30 protein-coding genes and 1 pseudogene are annotated in these 26272 nt (G+C 64.6%); 20 read left to right on the top strand and 11 right to left on the bottom strand.

Features of this window, described 5'->3' with window-relative positions:
• Positions 1-50 precede the first annotated feature (50 nt).
• The 8 genes and pseudogenes from RFN28_RS02635 (at position 51) to RFN28_RS02600 (ending at position 6189) form a co-directional block, all read left to right on the top strand.
• Positions 51-956, top strand: coding sequence for a methylated-DNA--[protein]-cysteine S-methyltransferase (locus tag RFN28_RS02635; RefSeq protein ID WP_320285811.1), 906 nt, complete (start codon positions 51-53; stop codon positions 954-956).
• Between the two features lie 183 nt (positions 957-1139).
• The gene (locus RFN28_RS02630; RefSeq protein WP_320285810.1) at positions 1140-1589 is read left to right on the top strand and encodes a hypothetical protein; all 450 of its coding nucleotides are present in this window, start codon (positions 1140-1142) and stop codon (positions 1587-1589) included.
• Between the two features lie 45 nt (positions 1590-1634).
• On the top strand, positions 1635-2006 hold the full coding sequence (locus RFN28_RS02625) for a hypothetical protein (RefSeq protein WP_320285920.1): 372 nt from the start codon (positions 1635-1637) through the stop codon (positions 2004-2006).
• Positions 1973-2514 (top strand): annotated as a pseudogene (locus RFN28_RS02620) (hypothetical protein). Before RFN28_RS02625 ends, RFN28_RS02620 begins: the two are co-directional and overlap by 34 nt.
• Positions 2489-2971 (top strand): hypothetical protein, encoded by a 483-nt coding sequence (locus RFN28_RS02615; protein ID WP_320285809.1) that lies wholly within the window; start codon positions 2489-2491, stop codon positions 2969-2971. Before RFN28_RS02620 ends, RFN28_RS02615 begins: the two are co-directional and overlap by 26 nt.
• Before the next feature lie 152 nt (positions 2972-3123).
• Positions 3124-4026 (top strand): ribokinase, encoded by a 903-nt coding sequence (locus RFN28_RS02610; protein ID WP_320285808.1) that lies wholly within the window; start codon positions 3124-3126, stop codon positions 4024-4026.
• A 5-nt stretch (positions 4027-4031) separates the two neighbouring features.
• On the top strand, positions 4032-5483 hold the full coding sequence (locus RFN28_RS02605) for an amidase (RefSeq protein ID WP_320285807.1): 1452 nt from the start codon (positions 4032-4034) through the stop codon (positions 5481-5483).
• Positions 5484-5574: 91 nt separating this feature from the next.
• Positions 5575-6189, top strand: a complete 615-nt coding sequence (locus RFN28_RS02600) for a LysE family translocator (protein WP_320285806.1) — start codon at positions 5575-5577, stop codon at positions 6187-6189.
• Between the two features lie 162 nt (positions 6190-6351).
• On the opposite strand, the gene RFN28_RS02595 is transcribed toward RFN28_RS02600, so the two are convergent.
• The gene (locus tag RFN28_RS02595) at positions 6352-7293 is read right to left on the bottom strand and encodes a nucleoside hydrolase (protein WP_320285805.1); all 942 of its coding nucleotides are present in this window, start codon (positions 7291-7293) and stop codon (positions 6352-6354) included.
• 141 nt (positions 7294-7434) lie between these two features.
• On the opposite strand from RFN28_RS02595, the gene RFN28_RS02590 reads away from it, so the two are divergent.
• Complete coding sequence (locus RFN28_RS02590; RefSeq protein ID WP_040973938.1) at positions 7435-7860, top strand: Hsp20 family protein; 426 nt, start codon at positions 7435-7437, stop codon at positions 7858-7860.
• Between the two features lie 62 nt (positions 7861-7922).
• Positions 7923-8180 (top strand): BQ00720 family protein, encoded by a 258-nt coding sequence (locus RFN28_RS02585; protein WP_040973937.1) that lies wholly within the window; start codon positions 7923-7925, stop codon positions 8178-8180.
• A 105-nt stretch (positions 8181-8285) separates the two neighbouring features.
• Here RFN28_RS02585 and ptsN read toward each other — a convergent pair whose 3' ends face one another.
• The 6 genes from ptsN to lptC form a co-directional block, all read right to left on the bottom strand.
• A complete protein-coding gene (ptsN, locus tag RFN28_RS02580; protein WP_027165361.1) occupies positions 8286-8750 on the bottom strand; it encodes a PTS IIA-like nitrogen regulatory protein PtsN in 465 nt (154 codons plus the stop codon).
• A 63-nt stretch (positions 8751-8813) separates the two neighbouring features.
• Positions 8814-9398: a ribosome hibernation-promoting factor, HPF/YfiA family gene (hpf, locus tag RFN28_RS02575; RefSeq protein ID WP_320285804.1), complete on the bottom strand. Its 585-nt coding sequence runs from the start codon at positions 9396-9398 to the stop codon at positions 8814-8816.
• A gap of 314 nt (positions 9399-9712) precedes the next feature.
• Positions 9713-11242 (bottom strand): RNA polymerase factor sigma-54, encoded by a 1530-nt coding sequence (rpoN, locus tag RFN28_RS02570; protein WP_320285919.1) that lies wholly within the window; start codon positions 11240-11242, stop codon positions 9713-9715.
• 190 nt (positions 11243-11432) lie between these two features.
• Complete coding sequence (gene lptB / locus RFN28_RS02565) at positions 11433-12251, bottom strand: LPS export ABC transporter ATP-binding protein (RefSeq protein ID WP_292302580.1); 819 nt, start codon at positions 12249-12251, stop codon at positions 11433-11435.
• Positions 12251-12868 carry an LptA/OstA family protein gene (locus RFN28_RS02560; protein ID WP_320285803.1) on the bottom strand — a complete coding sequence of 206 codons (618 nt, stop codon included), beginning with the start codon at positions 12866-12868 and terminating at the stop codon, positions 12251-12253. Before RFN28_RS02560 ends, lptB begins: the two co-directional genes overlap by 1 nt.
• Positions 12855-13568: an LPS export ABC transporter periplasmic protein LptC gene (lptC, locus tag RFN28_RS02555; protein WP_320285802.1), complete on the bottom strand. Its 714-nt coding sequence runs from the start codon at positions 13566-13568 to the stop codon at positions 12855-12857. Before lptC ends, RFN28_RS02560 begins: the two co-directional genes overlap by 14 nt.
• A 294-nt stretch (positions 13569-13862) precedes the next feature.
• Between lptC and sppA the strand changes: the two genes are divergently transcribed.
• From sppA to lhpI, 4 genes are all read left to right on the top strand, one after another.
• The gene (gene sppA / locus RFN28_RS02550; protein ID WP_320285801.1) at positions 13863-14816 is read left to right on the top strand and encodes a signal peptide peptidase SppA; all 954 of its coding nucleotides are present in this window, start codon (positions 13863-13865) and stop codon (positions 14814-14816) included.
• A 78-nt stretch (positions 14817-14894) separates the two neighbouring features.
• Positions 14895-15179 (top strand): integration host factor subunit beta, encoded by a 285-nt coding sequence (locus RFN28_RS02545; protein WP_027165368.1) that lies wholly within the window; start codon positions 14895-14897, stop codon positions 15177-15179.
• Between the two features lie 116 nt (positions 15180-15295).
• On the top strand, positions 15296-15628 hold the full coding sequence (locus RFN28_RS02540; protein ID WP_320285800.1) for a DUF1049 domain-containing protein: 333 nt from the start codon (positions 15296-15298) through the stop codon (positions 15626-15628).
• Positions 15629-15719: 91 nt separating this feature from the next.
• The gene (gene lhpI, locus RFN28_RS02535) at positions 15720-16682 is read left to right on the top strand and encodes a bifunctional Delta(1)-pyrroline-2-carboxylate/Delta(1)-piperideine-2-carboxylate reductase (protein WP_320285799.1); all 963 of its coding nucleotides are present in this window, start codon (positions 15720-15722) and stop codon (positions 16680-16682) included.
• On the opposite strand, the gene RFN28_RS02530 is transcribed toward lhpI, so the two are convergent.
• From RFN28_RS02530 to RFN28_RS02520, 3 genes are all read right to left on the bottom strand, one after another.
• Entirely contained in the window at positions 16675-17112 is a 438-nt protein-coding gene (locus RFN28_RS02530) for an EVE domain-containing protein (RefSeq protein WP_320285798.1), read from the bottom strand. The two genes, lhpI and RFN28_RS02530, sit on opposite strands and share 8 nt — an antisense overlap.
• Positions 17109-17489: a VOC family protein gene (locus RFN28_RS02525; protein ID WP_320285797.1), complete on the bottom strand. Its 381-nt coding sequence runs from the start codon at positions 17487-17489 to the stop codon at positions 17109-17111. Before RFN28_RS02525 ends, RFN28_RS02530 begins: the two co-directional genes overlap by 4 nt.
• Positions 17490-17559: 70 nt before the next feature.
• Complete coding sequence (locus RFN28_RS02520; protein ID WP_320285796.1) at positions 17560-18270, bottom strand: helix-turn-helix transcriptional regulator; 711 nt, start codon at positions 18268-18270, stop codon at positions 17560-17562.
• 124 nt (positions 18271-18394) lie between these two features.
• Here RFN28_RS02520 and RFN28_RS02515 point away from each other — a divergent pair, with 124 nt between their 5' ends.
• From RFN28_RS02515 to olsB, 6 genes are all read left to right on the top strand, one after another.
• Positions 18395-19441, top strand: a complete 1047-nt coding sequence (locus RFN28_RS02515; RefSeq protein ID WP_320285795.1) for an RsmD family RNA methyltransferase — start codon at positions 18395-18397, stop codon at positions 19439-19441.
• Positions 19442-20302: a TrmH family RNA methyltransferase gene (locus tag RFN28_RS02510; RefSeq protein ID WP_320285794.1), complete on the top strand. Its 861-nt coding sequence runs from the start codon at positions 19442-19444 to the stop codon at positions 20300-20302.
• A 10-nt stretch (positions 20303-20312) separates the two neighbouring features.
• Complete coding sequence (gene lspA, locus RFN28_RS02505) at positions 20313-20801, top strand: signal peptidase II (RefSeq protein WP_320285792.1); 489 nt, start codon at positions 20313-20315, stop codon at positions 20799-20801.
• Positions 20802-20912: 111 nt separating this feature from the next.
• Entirely contained in the window at positions 20913-21902 is a 990-nt protein-coding gene (gene acuI, locus RFN28_RS02500) for an acrylyl-CoA reductase (NADPH) (protein ID WP_320285791.1), read from the top strand.
• 143 nt (positions 21903-22045) lie between these two features.
• Positions 22046-24322, top strand: a complete 2277-nt coding sequence (locus RFN28_RS02495; protein WP_320285790.1) for a hybrid sensor histidine kinase/response regulator — start codon at positions 22046-22048, stop codon at positions 24320-24322.
• Positions 24323-24519: 197 nt separating this feature from the next.
• Complete coding sequence (gene olsB, locus RFN28_RS02490) at positions 24520-25392, top strand: l-ornithine N(alpha)-acyltransferase (RefSeq protein WP_430677115.1); 873 nt, start codon at positions 24520-24522, stop codon at positions 25390-25392.
• 139 nt (positions 25393-25531) lie between these two features.
• Here the strand turns inward: olsB and RFN28_RS02485 are convergent, their stop codons facing one another.
• Complete coding sequence (locus tag RFN28_RS02485; RefSeq protein ID WP_320285788.1) at positions 25532-26164, bottom strand: trimeric intracellular cation channel family protein; 633 nt, start codon at positions 26162-26164, stop codon at positions 25532-25534.
• Positions 26165-26272: the final 108 nt, after the last annotated feature.

The raw sequence follows: 26272 nt of genomic DNA, 5'->3' as shown, positions 1-26272 counted from the left end.
AGGAAGAACGATATTCGCGGTCAAGGAGATATTGCCATGGAGATATTGCCATGAACGCTCAGATGACCATGAATACGCAGATGAAACCGTCAGCGATCCTGCAGAACGACATCACGCCCGAAGGCAGCGACTACGAAATCGTGCGCCGCGCCATCGAGAAGATCAGCCTCGACTATCGCGACCAGCCCTCGCTCGAGGTTCTGGCCGAGGCGGTCGGCGAGACGCCGACCGGCCTGCAGAAACTGTTCACGCGCTGGGCCGGCCTGTCGCCCAAGGCCTTCCTGCAGGCGGTGACGCTCGATCACGCGCGCAGGCTGCTCGATTCAGGCATGCCGCTTTTGGAAACCTCGTTCGAGCTCGGCATGTCGGGACCTGGACGGCTGCATGACCTGTTCGTCACCCATGAGGCGATGTCGCCCGGCGACTACAAGACCCGCGGCGCCGGCCTCACCATCCGCTACGGCTACCACATCTCGCCCTTCGGCATCGCGCTTATCATGGTCACCGACCGCGGACTGGCCGGCCTCGCCTTCTGCGACGCCGGCGGCGAGCGGGCTGCCTTCGCCGACATGTCCGGCCGCTGGCCGAACGCTTCCTATGTCGAGGACATGTCGGCCACCCGGCCTTATGCGGCGCGCATCTTCGACCCGACGCTGTGGCGGGCCGACCAGCCGCTGCGCGTGGTCATGATCGGCACCGATTTCCAGGTGCGCGTCTGGGAGGCGCTGCTGCGCATCCCAATGGGCAAGGCTTGCACCTATTCCTCGATCGCCGCCAGCATCGGTGCGCCAGCCGCAAGCCGGGCCGTCGGCGCGGCTGTCGGCGCCAATCCGATGTCCTTCGTCGTTCCCTGCCACCGGGCGCTGGGCAAGTCCGGCGCGCTCACCGGCTATCACTGGGGTCTGACGCGCAAACGCGCCATCCTCGGCTGGGAAGCAGGACAGGTGGCTTCCTGAAAACCTCGATTTTTCCGCACACTGTTGCGAAAAACCGCCGATCGTAATATCTGCAAGTGTAATCGAAAGAAATTCGCCAGCATATACGGACAATACAACCGAAAACAACCTCTGGTTACTCAATTTGTATTGCAGGCTGCTTGCTAACGCCATTTCAGTTAACGCTAAATTAACCATGATGAGATGGTCGCAAGCCTGCTGGCCGCCGGCGCCGGCCAGACGGCATCGGCCGCCACCGGAAATGTCCTCTTCAACGGCACCATCACCGCCACTTGCACGCTGACGGTCAACGCCAACGGCACCATGACCGTCAGCAGCAACCTGCAATCGCTGAGTTCCCACAATGCGGGCGGCTCCGCCGGCAGTGTCCAGGTCGACACCACGGGCGGCGTTTCGCTGAGCGTCGACCCGGTGACCGCCACAACCGTGCCGGCGAGCGACACCACCGCCACCACCTGGACGCCGACCTTTGCCACCACCGGCGCGCAGACGATTGCCGAGACCGGCACGGCGACGGCGCTCACCGTGCCCGGCACGTCGACAGCCGCGATCAATCTTACCGGCACCAAGAGCGGCACCAACCGCTTCTCGGCCGGCGGTTACCAGGCAACGGTGACCGTGCGCTGCGAATAACCCCTCTCGCCAATGGAGCGGTCGTTGACAAAGGTTCGGATCTTCATGGCGGCGCTGGCCGCAACCCTTGCTCCCTTAACCGCGACGGCCCAGTCGATGACGCCCATGCGCGGCGAGGTGAGATCCTTCACCGATGCCTTCGCCGTGCGGGTCTTCCCAGGCAACCCTTACGACCAGCGCATCCGTGTCGAGGTCCACGTCTACGACCAGGACTTCCAGCCGATCAATGCCGAGATCTCGCCAAGCGCCTTCCTTCTGGCCGGACAGGCGTCGCGTCCCGTTCTCGTGATCGTTCCGTTCGACGGCGCGACCGACCGTAAAGTGCGTATCTGTACCGAGAGTATTCCCTTTCCAGGGGAGCAGACGCAGATAAGGGCACAGATATGTGGAAAGTTCTTCGGGCATCGCAGGTCCTGACCCTTTCGCTGCTGACCGCCTTGGCGGTCGTGAGTCAGGGGCTTGCCGAGGACATCCTGAATCTGAATCAGAACCAGACGGGCTTCAGCTTGCCCGGCGTCAGCCTGCCCCAGGGGCAGGACGAGGTCCATGCCAGCGACGGCACGACCTGCCGCTCAGCCGTTTCCGGCAGCGGCGCCTATCTCGACCTCGGTGTCATCCGGGGCGACAACACCAGCAGCCAGTCGAACAGCGACATCGCCACCTACGGCCGCGTGGTGATCCCGATATCGGACGGACGCCGAAGCGCCTCGATTGCAGCCGCCTCTACGAGCTCGAGGTCGAACGACTGCAGATGGAGTTGCGGCTTTTGAAGATGGGACTGGCCTCGGATGGCCAGACAGCGAGCACGACGAACACGGCTGCCGCGGCCGCAGCAGCTCCCCAGGCAACATCAGCCGGATGGGCCAACGAGGGCTGGACCATCAGAGGCACGAAAGGCAATGAGACGAAAAAGCGGAAGAAGTAGCCGCGCCCTGCTTGGCGCAGCTGTGCTGGCGGCTTGCTGTGTGCCCACTCAGGCCGCGATCGTCGGCACCTGCACGATCGTGATCGGCGCCTCGGGAACGATGAAGGCGAACCCGGCGATCAACATATTCGGCTCCAAACAGGCGGGCGGATCGAGCGCAACCGCCACCATCACCGCGAACTCGGTGCTCTGCACCTTGTTCAACCTGATCGACTGCTATTCCGTCTCGGCGCCTGCCCCGCTCGCCTTCACCTCGGCGCCGAGCGGCGGCGACACCAACGTCACTTTCGACACCCTCTTCCGCCTAGACGGTTCGGCGGTCGACATTCCCGGCAGTTCGCCGGAACGGGTGATCAACGGAACCCACTCCATCGAGGTCGATCTTACGGCAACGAAATCGCCCGGCATCTTCCCGGCGGGCAACTATCAGGGCACGGTCACGGTGCGCTGCGAATGATCCTGTGGGCCAGGCCTCGCGCACGGCCGGCATGATCTGGCAACCGGCGGTCTTTGCCGCTAGCCTCCCGCGCAATCAATTGTGTAAAAGCATATACTTGGAGCGGGTCGGCCTTCGATCGAAGGCCGACCTCCTCCGGCAGGAGGCGCTTCTTGATCATCATTGTCGGTTCGATCAACCTTGACCTCATCGCCAATGTCGACCGCTTGCCGGAACCTGGCGAGACGGTCCGCGGCTCCGGCTTCGCTACCGCTCCCGGCGGCAAGGGCGCCAACCAGGCGCTGGCCGCCGCCCGCGCCGGCGCTGAGGTGCGCATGGTGGGCGCCGTCGGCAAGGATAGTTTTGCAGGGGAGGCGCTGGCGCTGCTGAAAGCCGGCAATGTCGATCTTTCCGGCGTCGGCGAGAGCTTCGCCTCCACAGGCACGGCGCTGATCCTGGTCGGCGCCGACGGTGAGAACGTGATCGCGGTGGTGCCGGGCGCCAATGATTCGGTACTGCCGGGCGACATTGCCAAAGCCCATCTGAAAAAGGGCGACGTCGTACTTCTGCAGCATGAAATCCCCCTGCAGACGGTGGAAGCAGCACTCGATGCAGCACGCTCGGCGGGCACCGTGAGCGTGCTCAACACCGCGCCTTTCCGAGCCGAGGCCGCAGGCTTTCTCGGCAAGGCCGACTACGCCGTCGCCAACGAAACCGAGTTCGACCTCTATGGCGAGGCGCTTGCGCTCTCCGGGCGCGACCGGCAGGCTCGGATGCGCGACTATGCCCAAAAGACCGGCAGGACCATTGTCGTCACCCTCGGCGGCGACGGCGTGCTGGCCGCCGCTCCCGACCAGTTCCTCACCGTCCCGGCACTGAAGATCACCCCGGTCGACACGGTCGGCGCCGGCGACACCTTTTGCGGCTATTTCGGCGCCGGCCTGTCGTCGGGCCTGTCGCTCGAACAGGCGCTTGTCCGCGCCGCTGCGGCCGGCTCGCTCGCCTGCCTGAAGCCGGGCGCCCAGCCGGCGATCCCGCTGGCAAGGGACGTCGACGCGGCCTTGGCCGCGCGGTGACGGCGATGCGTCCCGTAACCAAGCATGCCGTGCCGCCGGCCGGCGACATCTGCCGCCTGTCGGCGATCGATCTTGCCCAAGCCATCCGGCAGCGGCACCTGTCGGTGGGCGAGGTGGTCGGCGCCTTCCTGGACCGCATCGAAGCGGTGAACCCGCTGGTCAACGCGATCGTGTCGCTGCGCGAGCGCGACGATATCCTCGCCGAGGCCGACAGGGCCGATGCGCATCTGGCTCGCGGCGGCGCGGCCGGATCGCTGTTCGGCCTGCCGATCGCGATCAAGGATCTGGCATCGACCACGGGCCTGAGGACGACCTTCGGCTCGCCGATCTTCGCCGATTTCATCCCGCAAGAAGACGATTTCTTCGTCGAGCGAATCCGCAAGGCCGGAGCCATCATCATCGGCAAGACCAATGTTCCCGAATTCGGACTGGGCTCCAACACCTACAATCCGGTCTTCGGCCCGACGCTCAACGCCTTCGATCCGGCGCTCACCGCCGGCGGTTCGAGCGGCGGCGCGGCGGTGGCGCTGGCGCTCGACATGGTGCCGGTTGCCGACGGCAGCGATTTCGGTGGTTCGCTGCGCAATCCGGCTGCGTACAACAATGTTTATGGCTTCCGCCCCTCGCAGGGGCTGGTGCCGGCCGGCCCCGACATCGATGTCTTCCATGCGCAGATGGGCGTCGAAGGCCCGATGGGCCGGAGCGTCCGCGACATCGCGCTGCTGCTCGACGAGCAGGCGGGCTATCATCCAAGGGCGCCATTATCGCACAACAAAGAGGGCTCCTTCCTCGAAGGCCTGCGCTCGAAAGCCACAGGCGGCCGCATCGCCTGGCTCGGCGATCTCGGCGGCCGCCTGCCGATGGAACCCGGGATCCTCGAGCTTTGCGAAAGCGCGCTGGCCCGCTTTGCCGAGGCATCCTTCGTCAGCGAGGCGCTGGTTCCAGACGTCGACTTCGAGGCGCTGTGGCAGGCCTTCGTGACGCTCCGCCAGGCAAGCAGCGGCTGCGGGCTGAAGGCGCACTATGACGATCAGGAAAAACGCAAGCTGCTGAAGCCGGAAGCGGTCTGGGAAGTCGAGCAGGCGATGCGCCTCAGCGCGCCGCAGGTCCACGCCGCCTCGGTCCGGCGCTCCTCATGGCATCGGACGTTGCTGTCGCTGTTCGAGCGCTTCGACCTGATCGTCCTGCCGACGGCGCAGCTCTTTCCGTTCGACGTGACCATCCATTGGCCGAAGGAGGTCGCTGGCCGCACCATGGACAGCTATCACCGCTGGATGCAGGTCTCCGCCTTCGCCACCTTGGGCGGTTGCCCGGCGCTCAATGTGCCTGTCGGTTTCGATGAGACGGGTCGGCCGATGGGCATGCAGCTGATCGGCCGGCCGCGCGGCGATTTGGCGGTGCTCCAGGCCGGCGCCGCCTATGAGACGATGCTGCCCTGGCCGGCTGGCGCCGCCTGACGGCCACCTAGCCGGCGCGCTTGCGCCGGCGTCAACTCCGTGCATTGATCGCGCTCCGCCCCGTCGGCGCCATCCTGTTCGAGGGAAGATCATGTCGCTGGAACTTTACGCCACCTATGTCGTCGCCTGCATCGTCATCGTCCTTGTGCCCGGACCGACGGTGACGTTGATCATCGCCAACAGCATGCGTCACGGCTCGAAGGCTGGTCTTGCCAATGTCGCCGGAACCCAGGCCGGGCTCGCCATCATGATCGCCATCGTCGGCATCGGCCTCAACACGCTGATCGCCGGCATGGGCCACTGGTTCGAATGGGTGAGACTGATCGGCGCCGCCTACCTGATCTGGATGGGCGTGCAGATGTTCCGCTCGAAAGGCAAGCTGAACCCCGATGGCTCGGCGAGGAAGCCGCGCGGCGGCTTCTTCCTGCAGGGTTTTTTGGTGGCGATCTCCAATCCGAAGACGCTTGTCTTCTTCGGCGCCTTCTTCCCGCAGTTCATCGCGCCCCAAGGCAATTATACCCTGCAGATCGTTGTCATGGGCCTGACCGCGATGGTCTTCGCCGCAATGTCGGATTCCACCTATGCGCTTGCCGCCGGCCGCGCCGGACGGCTGCTGTCTGCCAGCCGCGTCAAGCTGATGTCCCGGATCAGCGGCAGCTTTCTGGTCGGCGGCGGGCTGTGGCTGGCGTTCTCGAAGGCGAAGTAAGCGCCTCCCCTTCTCCCCTTGTGGGAGAAGGTGTCGCCGAAGGCGACGGATGAGGGGTGTTCCAGGAAACACCAGCGTCTCACTCCGTCCAACACCCCTCATCCGTCTCGGCGCTTCGCGCCGATCCACCTTCCCCCACAAGGGGGGGGAAGGAAGGGTGCCCTACAGCCGCCCCAGCCTCTCGACCAGCAGCGCAAAGAAGGCGTCGTGGTCGATGTCGCGCATCACCATGGCGTTCTTCTCCCGCTTGGTGACGCCCCACCAGTCGATCACCGTCATGCCCATGGTGAGCTCGGAGGAGGTCTCGACGCTGACGTTGCAGCGGCGGCCCTTGAACAGCTCCGGCTTCAAGAGATAGGCGATCACGCACGGATCGTGCAGCGGGCCGCCGTCGGTGCCGTATTTCTCCTCGTCGAAACGCTCGAAGAACTCCAGCATCTCGGCGGTCGCGATGCCGACCCTGGTGCCGAGATCGCGGAAAGCCTTGGTGCGCTTGGCCGTGGTCAGCGCCTTGTGGGTGACGTCGAGCGGCATCATCACGATCGGAATGCCCGACTTGAACACCACGTCAGCCGCCTGCGGGTCGACATAGATGTTGAATTCGGCGGCGGGCGTGACGTTGCCGCCCTCGAAGAAACCGCCGCCCATGAGCACGATTTCCTTGATGCGCGGCGCAATCCGCGGCTCGCGGATCAACGCCAGGGCGATATTGGTGAGCGGCCCGAGCGGGCAGAGTGTGATCGTGCCCGCTTCCTCGCGCATCAGCGTCTCGACGATGAAATCGACCGCGTGTTGCTGCTGCAGCGGCATTGTGGGTTCGGGCAGCTGCGGCCCGTTGAGGCCGGTCTTGCCATGCACTTCCTCGGCGGTGACGAGCTCTCGCGCCAGCGGGCGGATGGCGCCGGCAAAGACCTTGACGTCGGGCCGGCCGGCGAGCTCGCAGATCTTGCGGGCGTTCTTCTCGGTCAGCTTCAGCGGCACGTTGCCGGCAACGGCGGTGATGCCGACGACCTCCAGCTCGGAGCTGCCGAGCGCCAGCAATATAGCGACGGCATCGTCCTGGCCGGGGTCAGTGTCGATGATGATCTTTCGTGACTGGGGCATTTCAATTCCTTTGTGGGGAGTCTTTTTGGGCGGGGTTTTGATGGCTTGAACTTGATCGCGCGGCGGACCATATCAAGACAATCGGGAAAAATGCCATCCGGGTTTTTCCAGTTTATGTCGCTCTTGAGAGGACAGTGTAACATGAGCCGAATGACGCCCTTCTCCAGCCCGCTTCTGCTGGGTTTTGACGCTATGGAAAAGACGCTGGAGCGTTTGGCGAAGTCCGGCGACAGCTACCCTCCGTATAACATCGAGCGCCTGGGCGCCGCTGACGGCAAGGCCGAGAGGCTGCGCATCACGCTCGCCGTGGCGGGGTTCGCCGAGAGCGACCTCGATGTCACCACGGAGGAAAACCAGCTGATCGTGCGCGGCCGTCAGACCGATGATACCGAGCGCGAATTCCTTCATCGCGGCATCGCCGCGCGCCAGTTCCAGCGCTGCTTCGTGCTGGCCGACGGCATGCGGGTGATCGGCGCGGAGCTGAAGAACGGCCTTTTGTCGATCGATCTCGATCGGCCTGAGGCCGAGCGGCTGGTACGGAAAATAAACATATCGGTGAAAGACTGATCTTCGCCGATGGCTCTATGCGGGACGGCCGACATGGCGTTCTCGCGGCAAGGAGGCTTGAAATGACCAGAACTGACGAAACTCTGACCATGACCAGTGGCGAATTCGCCCATTTGGGCGAAGGTTCGGTCGCTTACCTGAGGAAAGTATCGAGCGACGATCTGCGCGGCCGCTTCCCTGGCCTCGCCGAGATCGCGCCCGGCCTGGAACTGTGGGCGCTGTTTGCCGCCAACGGCCAGCCGATCCTGCTTTCCGATGCCCGTGACCGGGCGCTGGCGGGTGCGTTGGAGAACGATCTGACCACGGTCGCCATTCACTGACCCTGGTCATTGCCCGAATTGGAGAGGGCCGCTCTCGGCGGCCCCTAAAGGTTTTATCCCAAAAACCAGGTTTTGGCCAAAAGGCCAGGCTTCACCCTGAAGGCTTCAGGCTGCGTGCGAGGCCTGCGTATCCGACAAGAGCGCGTGGATTGCCACCGCGTCGCGCGTTCCCCTGATTTTAGCCACCGTGTCGGCATCGCGCAGCACCCGCGCGATGCGCGACAGCGCCTTGAGATGGTCGGCGCCGGCGCCTTCGGGCGCAAGCAGCAGAAACACCAGATCGACCGGCTGGTCGTCGAGCGCCTCGAAGTCCACCGGCGTCTCCAGCCGGGCGAACACACCCGCAATCCGCTTCACGCCGGCAAGCTTGCCGTGCGGAATGGCGATGCCGTTGCCGACGCCGGTGGAGCCCAGCCGCTCGCGCTGCAGGATGGTGTCGAACACTTCCCGCTCCGGAATCCCGGAGATCGCCGCCGCCCTCTCCGACAGCAATTGCAGAAGCTGCTTTTTGGAATTCGCCTTCAACGCCGGCATGATAGCCGAGACGCTGATGAGATCGCTAAGATCCATGCTTGAAAAATCCCTTGCTCGCCTGCCGCGCCGGTCGTCGTCCCCCTCGCGCGGCCGACTTTCTTATCCCTGGGCGACTTTGGTCGTCGACGGATCGATCCAGCCGATGTTTCCATCCGGCCGGCGGTAGACGATGTTGAGATGGTCGTTTCCGGCGTTGCGGAAGACGAAAACCGGGCTGTCCTTGGTATCGAGCTCGATGACGGCCGATGCCACCGACATGGTGCGAAGCGTCATGGTCGACTCGGCGACGACGACCGGGGCGAAGTCCTCCGGAATGTCTTCTTCATCGTCGGCGAGCGGCGCCATCACCGTGTAGGCGATATCGGTGGGCTCGCCATTGCCGTTGCCGGAACTATGCGACTTGAGCCGGCGCTTGTAGCGCCTGAGCCGCGTTTCGAGGCGATCGGCGGCGGCCTCGAAGGCGAGCGTGGGATCCTGGGCGTCGCCGGTCGCCTGCAGCGAGGCGCCGGAATCGAGCCGGATCATGCAATCGGCCGAGAAGCGCGACCCCGCTTTGATGACCGTGACATGTCCTGAAAAACCTCGGTCGAAATACTTTTCGATCGCTTCGTTGACACGATCGTTGATGCGCGTGCGGAACGCATCGCCGATGTCCATGTGTTTTCCCGAAATGCGCAGATTCATCTGAAAACTGACCTTCCTTGCTCAGGCTTCAAACTGTGTCGAGTTTATACCCGTGGTGCGCGCGCACAAGCTTTGCGGCGGCACGCGCGCCGATTTTAGACCCGAACTTTCCGGTTGATCACAAGTCGCCTCTTGGCCGTCCGAGGCCTTCGCTTTGACGGACCCTTTCGCGAGCGGGCATCACGGCCCGGCTCATGCGGGCGGGCTTCTAGACACTTCATTGCAGCTTGTCAATGAAGCACGAAAACTGTGGAAATCCGCCATTCCCCGAGCCAGCACCAAACTAGGTCAGGCCGGTTGGATATCAACTCCCCTTAGCGTCCGGCGTTGGCCATCGCCCGCTTCTCGCGCCGCCGCTGCACCGATGAGGGGATGTTCATGCCTTCCCGGTACTTGGCGACGGTGCGGCGCGCAATATCGACGCCGCTTTCCCGCAGCATGTCGACGATGGCATCGTCTGAAAGCACGTCGGCGGGCCTTTCCTCGTCGATCAGCTGCTTGATGCGGTCGCGCACGGCTTCCGAGGAATGCGCTTCCCCGCCTTCCGCCGAGGCGATCGAGGCGGTGAAGAAATAGCGCAGTTCGAACACGCCGCGCGGCGTCAGCATGTATTTGTTAGCGGTGACGCGGCTCACCGTCGATTCATGCATGCCGATCGCGTCGGCCACGGTGCGCAGGTTGAGCGGCTTCAGGTGACGCACGCCGTGAACGAGGAAGGCATCCTGCTGGCGCACGATTTCGGAGGCTACCTTGAGGATCGTCTTCGCCCGCTGGTCGAGGCTGCGCGTCAGCCAGTTGGCGTTCTGCAGGCATTCGGACAAGAAATCCTTCTCCGCCTGGTCCCTGGCATGGCTGGAGACGCGGGCAAAGTACACATTGTCGACCAGGACGCGCGGCAGCGTGTCGGGATTGAGCTCCACCGCCCAGCTGCCGTCGGCGGCCGCCCGCACCTCGACATCGGCGACGATCGCGTCGCTCGCCCCGCCCGAAAACGCCGTGCCGGGCCGCGGATCGAGCGCCCGGATCTCGGCCAGCATGTCGAGAAGGTCTTCCTCGTCGACGCCGCAGATGCGCTTCAGCGTTTGGAAGTCCCGTCGCGCCAGAAGCTCGAGGTTCGCCAGCAGGGCCTTCATCGCCGGATCGAGCCGGTCGCGCACCATAAGCTGCAGCGACAGGCATTCGGCAAGGTCGCGGGCAAACAGGCCGGCCGGCTCGAGGCTCTGGCAGACGGCCAGCACACGCGCCACCGCCGCCTCGTCCGTGCCGAGCCGCGCAGCAATGTCATCCAGGTCGGCACGCAGATAGCCCGCCTCGTCGAGGCTGTCGGCAAGCTCGCCGGCAATCAGGCGTTCTGCGGGGTCGGTGAAGGCAAGCGCGATCTGCTCGCCGACATGTTCGCGCAGCGTCACCGTGGTCGCAGCCATCTCGCCGACATCGAAGCCTTCCGACGAAGCGCCGCCGGCGCTGCCGCCGGACGCCGACTTCCATTGTGCCGTGAGGTCCGGCCCGAGTTTGTCGCTCGTCCCGGGATCGTCGGGAAACAGGTTTTCCAGCGAAGAATCGAGCTTTTGCGAGATCGCCTCGGCGCTCCATTCCGTCTCGCGTTCGAACCAATCGTCTCCGGCAGCGGGTTCCGAAACAGTCTCGGCCTTCTGCGGCTGGTCGCCGCCCGCCTCGTCCTGCGGCTCGGCCCGCTCCAAGAGCGGGTTGCGCTCGATCTCCTCGTCGATGAAGCGCTCGAGCTCGACATGGGTGAGCTGCAGCAGCCGGATCGACTGCATCAGCTGGGGCGTCATCACCAGCGATTGGGACTGTCTGAGCTGCAGTTTGGCCGCCAGCGCCATGGTCGAATTCAAACGCCTCGTCTACGCTTCGGAGTACAGTTTTCCGGTCGGGCATAGAAACTGGCCCGGCTTTTGCTTGTCAAGCCAAACGCTAACAGAAGCGGCTTACCGGAGCGTTATCCGGGAGCAGCTTGCCGAGAATCTCGTCAAGCCGGGCGAAAATTCGGGCAGGAAACCGGACTTTCCACCCTCAGAGGGTAAAGCCCTCGCCGAGATAGAGACGCCGCACATCGGCATTGGCGACGATCTCGTCAGCCCGGCCATGTGTCAGCACCTGGCCGGCATGGATGATATAGGCGCGGTCGATCAGGCCAAGCGTCTCGCGCACATTGTGATCGGTGATCAGCACGCCGATGCCGCGCGCGGTAAGATGGCGAACGAGCTGCTGGATGTCGGCAACCGCGATCGGATCGATGCCGGCGAAAGGCTCGTCGAGCAGCATATAGGCCGGCCGCGTCGCCAGCGCCCGTGCGATCTCGAGACGGCGTCTTTCACCGCCCGAGAGCGACAGCGACGGCGCCTTGCGAAGGTGGCTGATGTGGAATTCCTCGAGCAGTTCGTCGAGCGTGCGCTCGCGCTCCTTGCGGCTCTTTTCCACCACCTCCAGCACGGCGCGGATATTCTGTTCGACGCTGAGACCGCGGAAGATCGACGCTTCCTGCGGCAGGTAGCCAATGCCGAGGCGGGCGCGGCGGTACATCGGCATCGAGGTGACGTCGAAGCCGTCGATCTCGATCGTCCCTTCATCCACCGGCACGAGACCCGTGACCATGTAGAAACAGGTGGTCTTGCCGGCGCCGTTGGGGCCGAGCAGGCCGACGGCCTCGCCGGCGCGCACGCCGAGCGTAACCCCGCTCACAACTTTGCGGCCCTTGTAGCTCTTTGTCAGGCCCTTGGCGATGAGGGTGCCCTTGAACTTCGCCTTGTCGACGCCGACCATTGCCGGCGCGGCCGGTTTGCCGGCAGCCCGTCCGGGCAGACGGGCCAGCAGCGACGATACGCCGGCCATTAGTTGTTCGACGCTCCCTGCTGGGTCGTGCCCTTCTGGGGCGTCCCTTGCTTCTGCGGCGTGATCGACATGATGACGCGACCGCTGCTGCCGCAACCGTCGACATTGGCAAGGCCGCTCTTCATCTGCACGGTAAGCTTGCAGCCCTTGAGCACATTGTCGCCCTGCGACAGCACGACTTCCTTGCCCTGCAGGGTGAGCACCTGCGTCTTCATGTCGAAAGTGCCGGTATCGCCGGTAGCGATCTGGTCGTTCGATTTGATGTAGACTTTGTTCTCGACCACGAGGTGGTCGATGTTGGCGGCGCCCGTCATCGCAGATGCGCCGGCCGCCGCGCCCTTGGGGGCGTTGGGATCCTTGACGTAGTAGACCGTCATCTTGCCGGCCTTGAGCAGCGTCGGCCCCTGGTTGACTGTGACGTTGCCGCTGAAGATCGCCGCGCTGTCGGCCTGACGGACCTCGAGCTTGTCACTTTCGATCTGGATCGGCTGATCGCCGGAGAGCTTCAGGCCGGACATCTGGCTGGTCGCGCTCGACTGCGCGAACGAAGGCGCCGTTCCCAAGAGCAGCAACGCTGAGGCCGCGCCCAGAAGCCATGCGGAATTACTGCGACGCATTCTGCTCTCCACTCTTAGCCTCTGCCGCCTTCAGGCTGGCCGGATCGATGTTGACGCGCACCCGGTTCTCGAAGACCACGACCCTGCCGTTTTCCTCGACCGACATCGAGTCGGCGGTGATGCGCGACCCGCCACGGCTGACATCGACCGGATTGCCCGTCTTCATAGAGCCTTTGCCCATGTCTAGGAAGACCGATTTGAACTTGGCGACCAAGCCGTCGGTGGTCGTTACCGAGACATCGCTGGTCAGGTCCATCGTGTTGGCGCCGCGGTTATAGATGCCGTGCGCGGCATTGACGGCCACGACATTGTCAGTCGCAACCGGCAACTTGGCGTCGATGCCTTCGAGATCGATGATGTCCTGCTTGCCGACATCCTGCGTCGCCCTGGTCGCGGTCAGCGAATAAGGCAGCTTCTGTTTGGTGAAGCCGTTGAGCTTGGGATTGGCCATCACCAGCTTGCCGTTCGAAAAGGCGCTGCCTTCGGCCTGCACCGAGATCGACACCGGCGCTGCGAGGTAGGAATAGACCGGAAAGGCGATCGCGATCGCGGCCGCAAGCAGCGGCACGGCGAACTTCAGCACGCGCACGCGGCGCGAATGCCGCTGCGCGCGGTCGAACGCGTCGCCGCGCGTGCCGCTTTCGCCAGCGGCAACCGACGCCATCTCGGCATCGCTTGTTTCGTCAGATCGCGCCAACATGACTGTTTCTAATGAGCCCTTGCCCCCGCCAAACACCGCCTATAGGTGGTATGCCGGCCCCCGCACGCAAGCACAAGCGGAGGAAAACTGCAAAAATGTGACGGCTGCTACCGCACGACTAGGACGAATTCGGCCGAACTGCCAGCCTTTCATAGCAGATAGGGACAGGCTGCGTTAATTTTTCGTGAGGCCGTCATCCGCGTCCATCGTTCGCGCTGGAGTTGACAGGAAACGGTAGCCCAGCGTGGGCGGTTGCTTTAAAAGCGTGCTTTCCCAGCGACTGTGAGGCTGACAATGGCAATGAGAGCCGACGACCTGATCGACCGCCGCCGCTTGCGCCGCAAGCTGACGTTCTGGCGCGTGGCCGCGTTTGTGGTTCTGGCGGCAGCGCTGATCGCCTTTTCGGCATGGATCTACGGTGAAGATTTCACCGGGCAGGCGGTCGACCACATCGCCAAGGTCAAGATCGAAGGCACCATCACCGAGGACGAGGAACTGATCAAAAGGTTGGAGACGATCCGCAAGTCCGCAACGGTGAAGGGCGTCATCCTGTCGATCGATTCGCCAGGGGGCACCACGGTCGGCGGCGAGTCGATCTATGAGGAAGTGCGCAAGCTTGCCGGCGACAAGCCGGTGGTTGCCGAGGTCGGCACGCTGGCGGCGTCCGCCGGCTACATGATCGCAAGCGCGGCCGACCACATTGTTGCCCGCAAGACCTCGATCGTCGGCTCGATCGGCGTGCTGATCCAGTATCCCGACGTGAGCGGCCTGATGGACAAGCTCGGCATCAAACTCGAGGAAGTGAAATCCTCGCCGCTGAAGGCTGCGCCCTCGCCCTTCAAGCCGACCAATGACGACGAGCGCGCCATGGTGCGCAAGCTGATCCTCGACAGCTATGACTGGTTCGTCGGCATTGTCGCGGAGCGGCGCAAAATGACGCATGAGCAGGCGCAGGCGCTGGCGGACGGTTCGATCTTCACCGGTCGCCAGGCGCTCGGCAATCATCTGGTCGATGCCGTCGGCGGCGAGACCGAGGCGATCGACTGGCTGGCGAGCAAAGGCGTCGACAGCAAACTCAAGGTCGTCGAATGGAAAAGCACAGAGGGGCGCAGCTACCTGTTTCCGAGGAGCATGACCAAAGCCGTCGCCAACGCGCTGGGCCTGCCGGACGCCGGCGGCGATGTCATTCACGAGCTCGGCGCAGACCGCTTGTTCCTTGACGGTCTCGTTTCGGTCTGGCACCCTTGACAAGCTGTTGGGAAGAACCAAAAAAGCAATAAAATCATCCTGATAATTTGACCGCAGTGGTTTACGGGGAACGTTCTCATGATCAAGTCCGAACTTGTGCAGATCATTGCCGCGCGCAACCCGCACCTTTTCCTGCGCGACGTCGAAAACATCGTCGGCGCGATCTTTGACGAAATCACCGACGCCCTTGCCGAAGGCAACAGGGTCGAGCTGCGCGGTTTCGGTGCCTTTTCGGTGAAGAACCGCCCTGCCCGCACCGGCCGCAACCCGCGCACCGGCGAGTCCGTCGAGGTCGAGGAGAAGTGGGTGCCGTTCTTCAAGACCGGCAAGGAGTTGCGCGAAAGGCTGAACGGCGGCAAATAGGCGTCGCGCCGGCGGGTCCAAACGACGTGTCGGCGCTTCAAGCATGTCTCCCGAAAATGGAAACCGGTTTCGGGACAAAGACATGCGCGCTTTTAGATGCTCTCCATGGAGATCTGATGCTCAATCGCTTCGTGCTCGTCGTGGTCTTCGTGCCGCTGGCCGTCATCCTGATCGCGCTCGCCGTCGCCAACCGCGGACCGGTCGCCTTCACGCTCGACCCGTTCCATCCGGGCAATCCGGCGCTGACGCTGAACTTGCCGCTCTTCTTCTTCCTGTTCCTGGCTTTAGCCATCGGCATGATCGTCGGCAGCATGGCGACCTGGGTGAAGCAGGGCCGCTATCGCAAGCTCGCGCGCCAGCGCGGCCTCGAGGCCGAGAACCTGCGCCAGGCGGTGAGCCGCGCGCCGGCGGCGCCGAAAGGACCGGCGCTGCCCAAGCCGACGAACTAAAGCAATTCCAGGAAAAGTGTGTGGCGGTTTTCCGTCCGGAATTGCGTGAAAACAAACACTTCAGCGGCCACTCACTTTCGCGGAGTTTCACATGCTGACCATTTCGGCCGCCGAGGTCGATCATGCGCTCACCTTTCCCGGGCTGGTCGAGACGCTGCGCACCGCCTTCCGCGAAGGCGCGGTGCAGCCGGTGCGCCACCATCACGCGGTCGAGCGGCCGGACGGCGCCGCCTCGACGTTGCTGCTGATGCCGGCCTGGACCGATTTCAACACCGCCGGCACCTCGGCGGGCGGCCATATCGGCGTCAAGATCGTCACCGTGTCGCCGGACAACAACGCCATCGGCAAGCCGGCGGTGATGGGCCTCTATCTGCTGCTCGACGGCGTGACCGGCGAGCCGGAAGCGCTGATCGATGGCCAGCGGCTGACGCATTGGCGCACCGCCTGTGCCTCGGCGCTCGCCGCATCCTACCTCGCCCGCGAAGACGCCTCGCGGTTGCTGGTGATAGGGGCCGGCGCCTTGTCGCCCTTTCTCGCCAAGGCGCATTCGGCGGTTCGGCCAATCAAGTCGATACGCATCTGGAATCGCACGCCGGCCAATGCCGAAAAGGTGGCAAGCGCACTGCGCGCCGAAGGTCTTCCAGCCGAGGCTGCAGGCAATCTCGAAGCCGAGCTTGGCGAGGCTGACATCGTCTCCTCGGCTACCATCTCGACCACGCCGCTGGTCAGAGGCGCGCTGCTGAAGCCGGGCGCCCATGTCGACCTGGTCGGCGGCTTCACGCCGCAGATGCGCGAAAGCGACGACGACGCGATTGCGCGCGCCCGCGTCTATGTCGACACCCGCGCCGGCGCCACCAAGGAAGCCGGCGACATCGTCCAGCCCCTGGCCTCCAGCCTGCTGAAGCCGGAGGCGATCGTCGCCGACCTGCATGAACTTGCGCGCGGCGAGAAGGAGGGCCGGCAGAGCGACGGCGAGATCACGCTGTTCAAGTCGGTCGGCGCCGCTCTCGAAGACCTCGCCGCAGGCATCGCCGTCTACAAGGCGCTCAAATAGCTGCTCTAGCCAGCCTGGCCCCCATCACTTCGCCGATCAGCAGGAAATCGTGCTCACTGATCTCGAACAGCCCAAACCGCAACTGATAGCCCCAGTTCGGCTTGCCGGCGGTGAAATCCAGCTGGTCGAGCAGAGGCTTGATCGGCGCTTCCTTGGCATCCGACCAGTCGACATCGCGCCGCGCCGGCTTGAAACCGGTGCCCATGATGCCCTGATAAACCTCGCCCTCCCGCACAGTGCCGAGGGCGGTGAAGGACTGTAGTCCGTCCTTCTCGCCCAGCACCGTGCTCGGTGAGTAATAGGCGATGCCGTCGCCCGGCTTGATCCGACGCAGCGGCGCCGCCTTGCCGTGGTTCACCTGCATGAAGCCACTCTTGCGGCCGATCCGCACATGCTCGGCCGATGCGACAGCAACCCAATAAGCGCTCATCCCTGTGCCCCCTCGAAAGGCCAGTAGACGCGCATGCGGTGACCGTCGGGATCGAGCGCGACGAATGTGCGGCCGAAATCCATGTCGGTCGGCGCCTGCAGGATCTTCAGGCCGCGCCCGGCCCAGTCCGCATGCGCGGCGTCGACGGCAGCCGCATTCTCGACCGCAAGCACGAGCTCACCGCCTCCGCCCGCCGCGGCGGCGGCCGGCTCCACGGTGTGTCGCGACCAGAGCCCGAGCTTGAAGCCTTTGTCGAGCACGAACATGGCGAAGATCGGTGAGGCCTCGACCGGCTCATGTCCCAGCAGCGAAGCGTAGAAGGCGCCGCTCTTCTCGGGGCTGTCGACATAGAGGATGACGAAATTGGGCGTGGACATATCTGTTCTCCAAGGTGTCTGGACCTTGGTGAACGTAGATCATGACACTGTCAGATTCTGGCAGCAGCCGTCACCCGGCCGCGTCTTTCGGTGCGTTCTGGCCCGGCTTATCGAGGGTCGCTTTCCATTCCTTCAGCATCGCCTGGCGGCGGCGTGGATAGCGAATATCTGCAGCGGTGAGATGAGACATGCGATCGGCGCGGAAATGCCGGAAATCCTGGCGCGTCTCGCACCACGCCACCATCACCCGCACCTTGTCGAAGAAGCCGAGCGCGAACGGCCAGACCATGCGCTCCGACGCGGCGCCACCGGCATCGCGGTAGAGGAAGCCGAGCTTGCGCTCGTTGCGGATCGCCTGCCTGACAATGCCGAGATCGATCGCCTCAACGATCGCTGAGCTCGGCCCGACCAGCAGTGTCGTGGCGTCGAGATCCTCGCGCAGATCGTCCGGCAGCACCGCCGCGATCTTGGACAGCGCGTCTGTTGCGGCCGCTGCCAGCCGCTTGTCTGGCTGCTTGGCCACCCAGCGGGAGCCGAGCACGATCGCCTCGATCTCCTCGTCGGTGAACATCAGCGGCGGCAACATGAAGCCGGGTTTCAGCACATAGCCCAGCCCCGCCTCGCCTTCGATCGGCGCACCCTGTCCCTGCAGCGTCGCGATGTCGCGATAAAGCGTGCGGATCGAGATGCCCATCTCGCCGGCGAGCGTGCGGCCGCTCACCGGCAGGCGGTGCCGGCGCAGGATCTGGATGAGATCGAGGAGGCGTTCGGAACGGGACATGACCGGAGATTTGCCCGTTTCTTCGGGCGAGGTCCATCGCTTCGCGACCGAACAGCGCCGGACCATCCGGTTGCGAAGGCGGAGGGCCTATGCCAAAAGCAGCCTGCCGTTCCGGAGATTGTTCTTGAAGTCCTTTCGCGACCGAAACCGCGACAACCGCCCGCGCCAGCCGGCGAAACCCGGTCCCAGCCAGTCGCAGCGCGGAAGTAGTGTCGCGCCTGCCAACCGCCAGGAGGCAAAACCAGAGCCGCGCCCCCTCGTCCGCCGCGAGGGCATTTTGCCCGCCGAGCGCCTGCCGCTGATCCTCGAGGTCGCGCCCAATGCCGATTATGCACTGCTGGACAGCGGCGCCGGCGAGAAGCTGGAGCAGTACGGTCCCTACCGCATCGTACGCCCCGAGGGCCAGGCGATCTGGCAGCGGGCGCTTCCCGCGAAGGAATGGGAGCGCGCCGACGCCATCTTCACCGGCGACACCGACGAGGAAGGCATCGGCCGATGGCGCTTTCCCAAGGCGCCGCTCGGCGAGACATGGCCGATGAAGCATGACGGCATCGATTATCTCGGCCGCTTCACGTCCTTCCGCCATGTCGGCGTCTTTCCCGAGCAGGCCTCGCACTGGGACCACATGGCCGGGCTGATCGCCGCCGCCAAACGCCCGGTCAAGGTGCTCAACCTCTTCGGCTATACCGGCCTTGCCTCGCTGGTGGCAGCGCGCGCCGGCGCCGAGGTCACCCATGTCGACGCCTCGAAGAAGGCGATCGGGTGGGCCCGCGAGAACCAGGAAATGGCCGGGCTTTCCGATAAGCCGATCCGCTGGATCGTCGAAGACGCGGTGAAATTCGCCGAGCGCGAGGAGCGCCGCGGCAGCCGCTACGATATCGTGCTGTTCGACCCGCCCGCCTATGGCCGCGGCCCCAAGGGCGAGGTCTGGCAATTGTTCGAGGACCTGCCGGGGCTCACCGACCTCTGCCGCTCGATCCTGACGCCGAAGCCTATCGCCGTGGTTCTCACCGCCTATTCGATCCGCGCCTCCTTCTTCGCCATCCACGCCTTGATGCGCGATACCTTCGCCGGCATGGGCGGCACGGTCGAATCCGGCGAGCTGATCATTCGCGAGAAATCCGCCGGCCGCGCGCTGTCGACCTCGCTGTTCTCGCGCTGGGTGGCTTGAATGGTCCCGCATGATGGAGCCCGACCTGTAGGCCAGGTCAAGGAAGTCACCAGCCTCGCCAATCCGCTGGTCAAGGACATCAAGGCACTCGCCCTGAAGAAATTCCGCGACCAGCAGAACGCCTTCATGGCCGAAGGCCTGAAGCTGGTGATCGACGCGCTCGACCTCGGCTGGTCGATCAGGACGCTGGCCTTCGCCAAGGCGGGGCGCGGCAATGCGGCTGTCGAAAAGGTCGCGGCGCGCACGGTCGCCGCCGGCGGCACTGTGCTGGAAGTCTCGGAAAAGGTGCTCGCCGCAATCACCCGCCGCGAGAACCCGCAAATGGTCGTCGGCGTCTTCGCGCAGCAGACGCTGCCGCTGAAGGAAATCCGCGCCACGGACGGCGATGTCTGGGTCGCGCTCGACCGCGTGCGCGACCCCGGCAATCTCGGCACCGTCATCCGCACCGTCGATGCCGTCGGCGCCAGGGGCGTCATCCTGGTCGGCGACACCACGGACCCGTTCTCGCTGGAGACGGTGCGCGCCACCATGGGCTCGATCTTCGCCGTGCCGGTCGCCAAGGCGACGGAGCAGGCCTTCCTCGCCTGGCGGCGCGACTTTCCGGGCCTGGTTGCGGGAACGCATCTCAAAGGTGCGGTCGACTACCGCTCGGTCGACTTCTCGCGCGGGCCGGTGTTGCTCCTGATGGGCAACGAGCAGCAGGGCTTGCCGGACAGTCTTGCCGAGAGCTGCGACCGGCTGCTCAGGATCCCGCAAGCCGGCCGCGCCGATTCGCTCAATCTGGCGGTTGCCACCGGCGTCATGCTGTTCGAGATCCGACGCGGCGCGCTGAAGCTCGACCCCGCCACCGACACCCGATGAGGACTGCAAAGTGAAATCCTGGTCCCCCTATGCCGTGCTGGCGGTTGTCGCCATTGGGCTCGATCAGTGGATCAAACAGCTGGTCGAGAACGGTCTCTCCTTCCAGGACAAGGTCGATCTCCTGCCGTTCCTGGCGCTGTTCCGAACCTACAATACCGGCATCGCCTTCTCGATGTTCTCGTCCTTCGGCGACACCGGCCTGGTGGTCGTCGCCGCGCTCGTCGTCGCCTTCGTGCTCTATCTGGCTGCACGCACGCCGCCCGGCCAGGTCATTGCCCGTATCGGCTTTGCCCTGATCGTCGGCGGCGCGCTTGGCAATCTGATCGACCGCGCCATATACGGCCACGTCATAGACTACATCCTGTTTCACACACCGGTCTGGTCCTTCGCGGTGTTCAACCTCGCAGACGCCTTCATTTCCGTCGGGGCAGCACTAGTTGTCTTCGACGAGCTGATCGGCTGGCGGCGGGAAACCAAGCCCCAGGATCCAGGCAATTGACCTCACGCGGCCATCGCCGCAAATTTGTTTCAAGAGCAATTCCAGGAAAAGCGTACTGCGGTTTTCCGTCCGGAATTGCGTAAAACAATCGCCAGAACCGAGGAGACAAAAGTGTCCGATACCTTCAAAGCCATCCTCGTTTCGCGCGACGCCGAGAAGAAGCAGTCGGTCGAAGTCGTCGACCTCACCGAAGCCGAGCTGATGGAAGGCGATGTCACCGTCGCCGTCGATGCGACGACGGTGAACTACAAGGATGGGCTCGCCATCACCGGCAAGGCCCCTGTCGTGCGCCGCTGGCCGCTGGTGCCCGGCATCGATTTCGCCGGCACCGTCATCTCCTCGTCCCATCCCGACTGGCGCAAGGGTGACAAGGTGATCCTCAACGGCTGGGGTGTCGGCGAGACGCATTACGGCGCCTATGCCGGGCGCGCCCGCGTCAAGGGCGACTGGCTGGTGCCGCTGCCCGAGGGCATGAGCCCGCATGATGCAATGGCCGTCGGCACCGCCGGCTATACCGCGATGCTCGCCGTCATGGCGCTGGAGCGGCACGGCATCGTGCCGGATCGCGGACCGGTGGTGGTGACGGGTGCGGCCGGCGGCGTCGGCTCGGTCGCCATCTCGATCCTCTCCACCCTCGGCTACCACGTCATCGCTTCCACCGGGCGCAATGCCGAAAGCCCGTATCTGATTGGCCTCGGCGCGTCGGAAGTGATCTCGCGCGAAGAGCTCAGCCAGCCGGCCAAGCCGCTCGCCAAGGAACGCTGGGCCGGCGGCGTCGATTCGGTCGGCACCCACACGCTCGCCAATGTGCTGTCGATGACCTCCTATGGCGGCGCGATCGCCACTTGCGGCCTGGCCGGCGGCATGGACCTGCCCGGCAGCGTTGCCCCTTTTATCCTGCGCGGCGTCTCGCTGCTCGGCATCGATTCCGTCATGGCGCCGAAACCGGTCCGCCTCGAGGCATGGCGCCGTATCGGCACCGATCTCGACTTGAAGAAGCTGTCGACCCTGTCGCGCTCGATCGGCTTCGACGGCATCATCGGCGCCGCGCGCGATATCGTCGAAGGCAAGATCAGGGGCCGCGTGGTCGTCGATATGTAGCGCAATTCCAGGAAAAGTGTTCGGCGCGTCTCCATCCGGATTTGCGCCAAAACAAGTCAAAACCGCCGCAATCCGCGCCAAACACTAAAATTCGAGCGATCAGCCGCAATCTTCCATAATTTCTGTCTGGCAAGGTTTGCCGCATGTTCGCGGACTCCGACATCAGGCAGGACAGCAGGGCCGCCGGCGACGACGGGCCGGAGCTGGGCGCGCCGAAGCGGCAGGTGCTTGCCGCGCCGCCGCTCGTCCCGGCACTGGAAGCGGACAGCCATGAAGGCCTGCCATTCCTCTTGGTCGTCGCCATTACCGTGATGGCCGGGCTGGCACATCTCACCGGTGCGTCGACGTTCATCACCGTCGGCCTCTTGGCGACAAGTCTCGGCGGCCTCGCCATGCATCTGCGCAACCGGCGCACGGAGCGCCGCACCGCGGCGCTTCTCGACGAGACCGCCGCCCGCAGCCGCGCCGAGATCGAGACGCTCGCCGACCGCATGTGGGAGATGCAGGAAAGCGAGGAGCGTTTTCGCGGTCTGATCGATGCGCTCGGCGATCTCGTCGTCCATCGCGACCGCGACGGTCACATCGTCCACGCCAACAAGGTGTTCGCCTCGCTCGTCGATGTCGACCCGCGCGACCTCGCCGGCAAGACGCTTTCCGAGCTCGGCATCGATGTCGGCGTCGTGCCCGACGCCGCCTTCGCGGACCACGAATGCCTGAGCTCCACCGATGTAGCCATCCGCACGCCGAACGGGCCGCGCTGGTTCTCCTGGATCGAGCTGTCGGTGCGCGACAAGGATACGGGCGCGGTGTCGCACCGGGCGATCGCCCGCGACATCACTGCCCGCAAGCGCGCCGAATCCTCGCTGATCACCGCCCGCGAGCGGGCCGAATATGCCAGCCAGGCCAAGTCTCGCTTCCTCGCCACCGTCAGCCACGAAATCCGCACGCCGATGAACGGCATCATGGGCATGGCGAAGCTGCTTGCCGATACCAACCTTTCGCCGGAGCAGCGCACCTATGTCGGGGCCGTCTCCACATCGGCGAGCGCGCTGCTTGCGCTGATCGAGGACCTGCTCGACTATTCCAAGATCGAGGCCGGCCGCTTCGATCCCGAGCCGCAGCCGACATCGCTGCGCGAGATCGCCGACAACATTATCGAGCTCCTGGCGGCGAAGGCCTTCTCGAAGAACATCGGCCTCGGCTGCCATGTCGAGCCCGATGTGCCGCAGATGGTCACCGCCGATCCCGGCCGCGTGCGCCAGGTGCTGCTCAACCTCATCGGCAATGCCGTCAAGTTCACGGATGCCGGCGGCGTGCTGCTCACCGTCGCGCGCGTCCGCACCGAAAGCAGCGACCGCATCTGCTTCACCGTCGCCGACACGGGGCCAGGGCTGCGTGAAGAGGACATGGAGCGCATCTTCGAGGAGTTCGAGCAGTCGGACGGCACCTCGACCAGGGTGCATGGCGGAGCGGGTCTCGGCCTTGCCATCTCCAAGCGCCTGGTCATCGCCATGGGCGGCACGATCTCGGTTGCAAGCCGGCTCGGCGAGGGCTCCGAATTCGCCTTCGACCTCCCAGCGACCGCTGCGACCGAGCCGCCGCCGCATCGCCAGAACATCCTGTCGGACCAGCGCGCGGTGATCGTGTCGAAGAACGCGGTCGAGGCAGATGCCATCGCGCGCACCATCCGCGCCCATGGCGGCGCCGTCGAGATCACCGCAACGCCGGACCAGGCGGCTGCGTTTGCCGCCGGATGCAACGTGCTTCTCGTCGATGCCGCGCTCGAAAACAGCGACGGCCGTCTGCTCAGGCGCCTGCGCCAGAGCGGCTTTGCCGACTGCCAGGCCATCACACTGATCGCGCCCACCGATCGCGGCATGCTTGGCGAGTTCCGCGCCAGCGGCTACGCGACGTTCCTCGCTCGGCCGGTGCGCGGCGAGACGCTGCTGCGCGTGCTGTTGACCAGCCATGTGGCGGCGCCCGCCGAGCCGCAGCCGGAACCGCGCGGCGCCCCGTCCCGCCGCCGCGACCAGGGCCTGTCCGTGCTGATCGCCGAGGACAACGACATCAACGCCATGCTTGCCCGCGCCACGCTTCTCAAGGCCGGGCATCGCGTCAAGATCGTCGGCAACGGCAAGGCCGCAGTCGAAGCCGTAACCGACGCCGGCCTCAAGCACCGCTTCGACGTGGTGCTGATGGACCTGCACATGCCAGTGATGGACGGGCTGGACGCAATCGCCGCCATCCGCCGCCACGAGGAGGCGCTTGCCGTGCCGCCGATACCGATCATGGTCCTTTCGGCCGACAGCCAGGAAAAGACCCGCCACAGCGTGCTCGCCCACGGCGCCAGCGGCTTCGTCACCAAGCCTCTCGACCCCGATGCGCTCGTCCAGGCCGTCGAGGCCCAGGTCGCGGCGTAACGAATTTTTTAGGCTTGTCGAACGCCTTGGATTGCCTGGCTTTCGCGTCCATAAGATAGCCGGTTGAGGGTATTGCCCAGCCGACGAAGTATTGCCGGCCCCGCCGTATCACGGTACTGTCACAATCCTGTTGCACCTACACCGTATCCCCGTGCCAAGAGGGATGGCTCGAAGGAGAATCACTCGTGCATACAGTCATGCCTGAATGCGATACTCGGTCGAACGCCAGCGCCCTGCTCGCTACGCGTGCTGTCGACGCTGTCGCAAACGGCGCAACGCTGGGCCGTATCGGTAACCTTGAAGTGCGGCTCGCCCGCAACGAGGCCGAGATCGCTGCCGCCCAGGAAGTGCGCTACCGGGTATTCTATGACGAGCTTGGCGCGAGGAAGGATCTGTTCCAGGCGCAGGACCGCCGCGATGCCGACCGTTTCGACCCGCTCTGCGATCATCTCCTGGTTTTCGACACCTCGCTTCCCGGTCCCGAACACCGCCGCATCGTCGGCACCTACCGTCTGCTGCGGCAGGAGATCGCCACGGCCGCCGGCGGCTTCTATTCCGAGGGCGAATTCGAGCTGACCAAGCTGGTCGCGCGCCATCCGGGCCAGCGCTTCCTCGAGCTCGGCCGCTCCTGCGTGCTTCCTGAATACCGCTCCAAGCGCACCATCGAGGCGCTCTGGCAAGGCATCTGGGCCTACATCAACCATTACGGCATCGGCGTGATGACCGGCTGCGCGTCCTTCCACGGCACCGTGCCGGCCGCGCATGCCGAGGCGCTCACCTATCTCGCCCATCATTGCCGCACCGACCAGGCCTGGGATGTCCGGGCGGTGGCCGGCCGCTATTGCTCGATGGACCTGATGCCGATCGAGGCGGTCAACGCCAAGGCGGCGATCGCCGCCATGCCGCCGCTGGTCAAAGGCTACCTGCGCGTCGGCGCCCGCATCGGCGACGGCTGCGTCATCGACCACGAATTCTCGACGGTCGACGTTTTCGTCGTCATGCCCGTCAAGGAAATCGGCGCCCGCTACGTCAACTATTATGGCGGTGAAGGCCAGCGCTTCGCGGCATGAGCCTAGCGAATAGCGAATAGCGAATAGCGAATAGCGAATAGCGAATAGCGAATAGCGAATAGCGAATAGCGAACGAAATAGATGTCGGCGAGTGATTACAACAGCCCTATTCGCTACTCCCTATTCGCTATTCGCTCCTTCACGGAATATCCTCCGGCCTTCGGCCGGGCCGGCTCTTATAGGCCGGAAACGACCAGCCGAATTTGAGTGCGCCGCCGCGCACCAGGAAGGCGGCGGCGAAGCCGAGCAGGCTCGAGGCAAGCGCCGGCAGGCCGGCAAGGTCGCCAAGCGTGAAGAGCGCAGCACCGGCAAGCGCCGCCGTGACATAGATTTCGGGTCTCAGCAGTACGGAAGGCTCGCCGGCGAGCAGGTCACGCAATATGCCGCCGAAGGTGGCGGTGAGCACCCCGGTGATGACGGAGACGACGGGCGAGCCGGTGATCGCCAGGCCCTTTGCGGCCCCCATCACCGCAAAAGCGGCAAGCCCGATGGCATCGAGCCAGAGCAGCAGCTTGTAGCGGGATTCGACGCGATGGGCGCTGAAGAAGACGAGCACCGCCACAACGGCGCAGATCAGCACATAGCCGCTGTGGGCGACCCAGAATACCGGCAGGTTGAGGATCACGTCGCGCAAGGTTCCGCCGCCGATGCCGGTGACGCTCGCCAGGAACAGGAAGCCGATGATGTCGAGCTCCTTGCGTGACGCCGCGAGCGCGCCCGTCGCCGCAAAGACGGCGACGCCGGCATAATCGAGCAGCTCGATGGGATTCATGAGGGTAAGGGAGTAGGGCAGTAAGGGAGTAGGTGAGTAGGGACCATAAATAGCACAAGCCGGATGAAATGTACGGCCGCTATCCCTACTTCCTTACTGCCCTACTCC

The organism is Mesorhizobium album (genome assembly GCF_033977205.1).
Lineage (GTDB): Bacteria > Pseudomonadota > Alphaproteobacteria > Rhizobiales > Rhizobiaceae > Mesorhizobium > Mesorhizobium album.
Note: the sequence above shows the minus strand (reverse complement) of the source record. Positions and strands in the feature narration are given on the sequence as shown.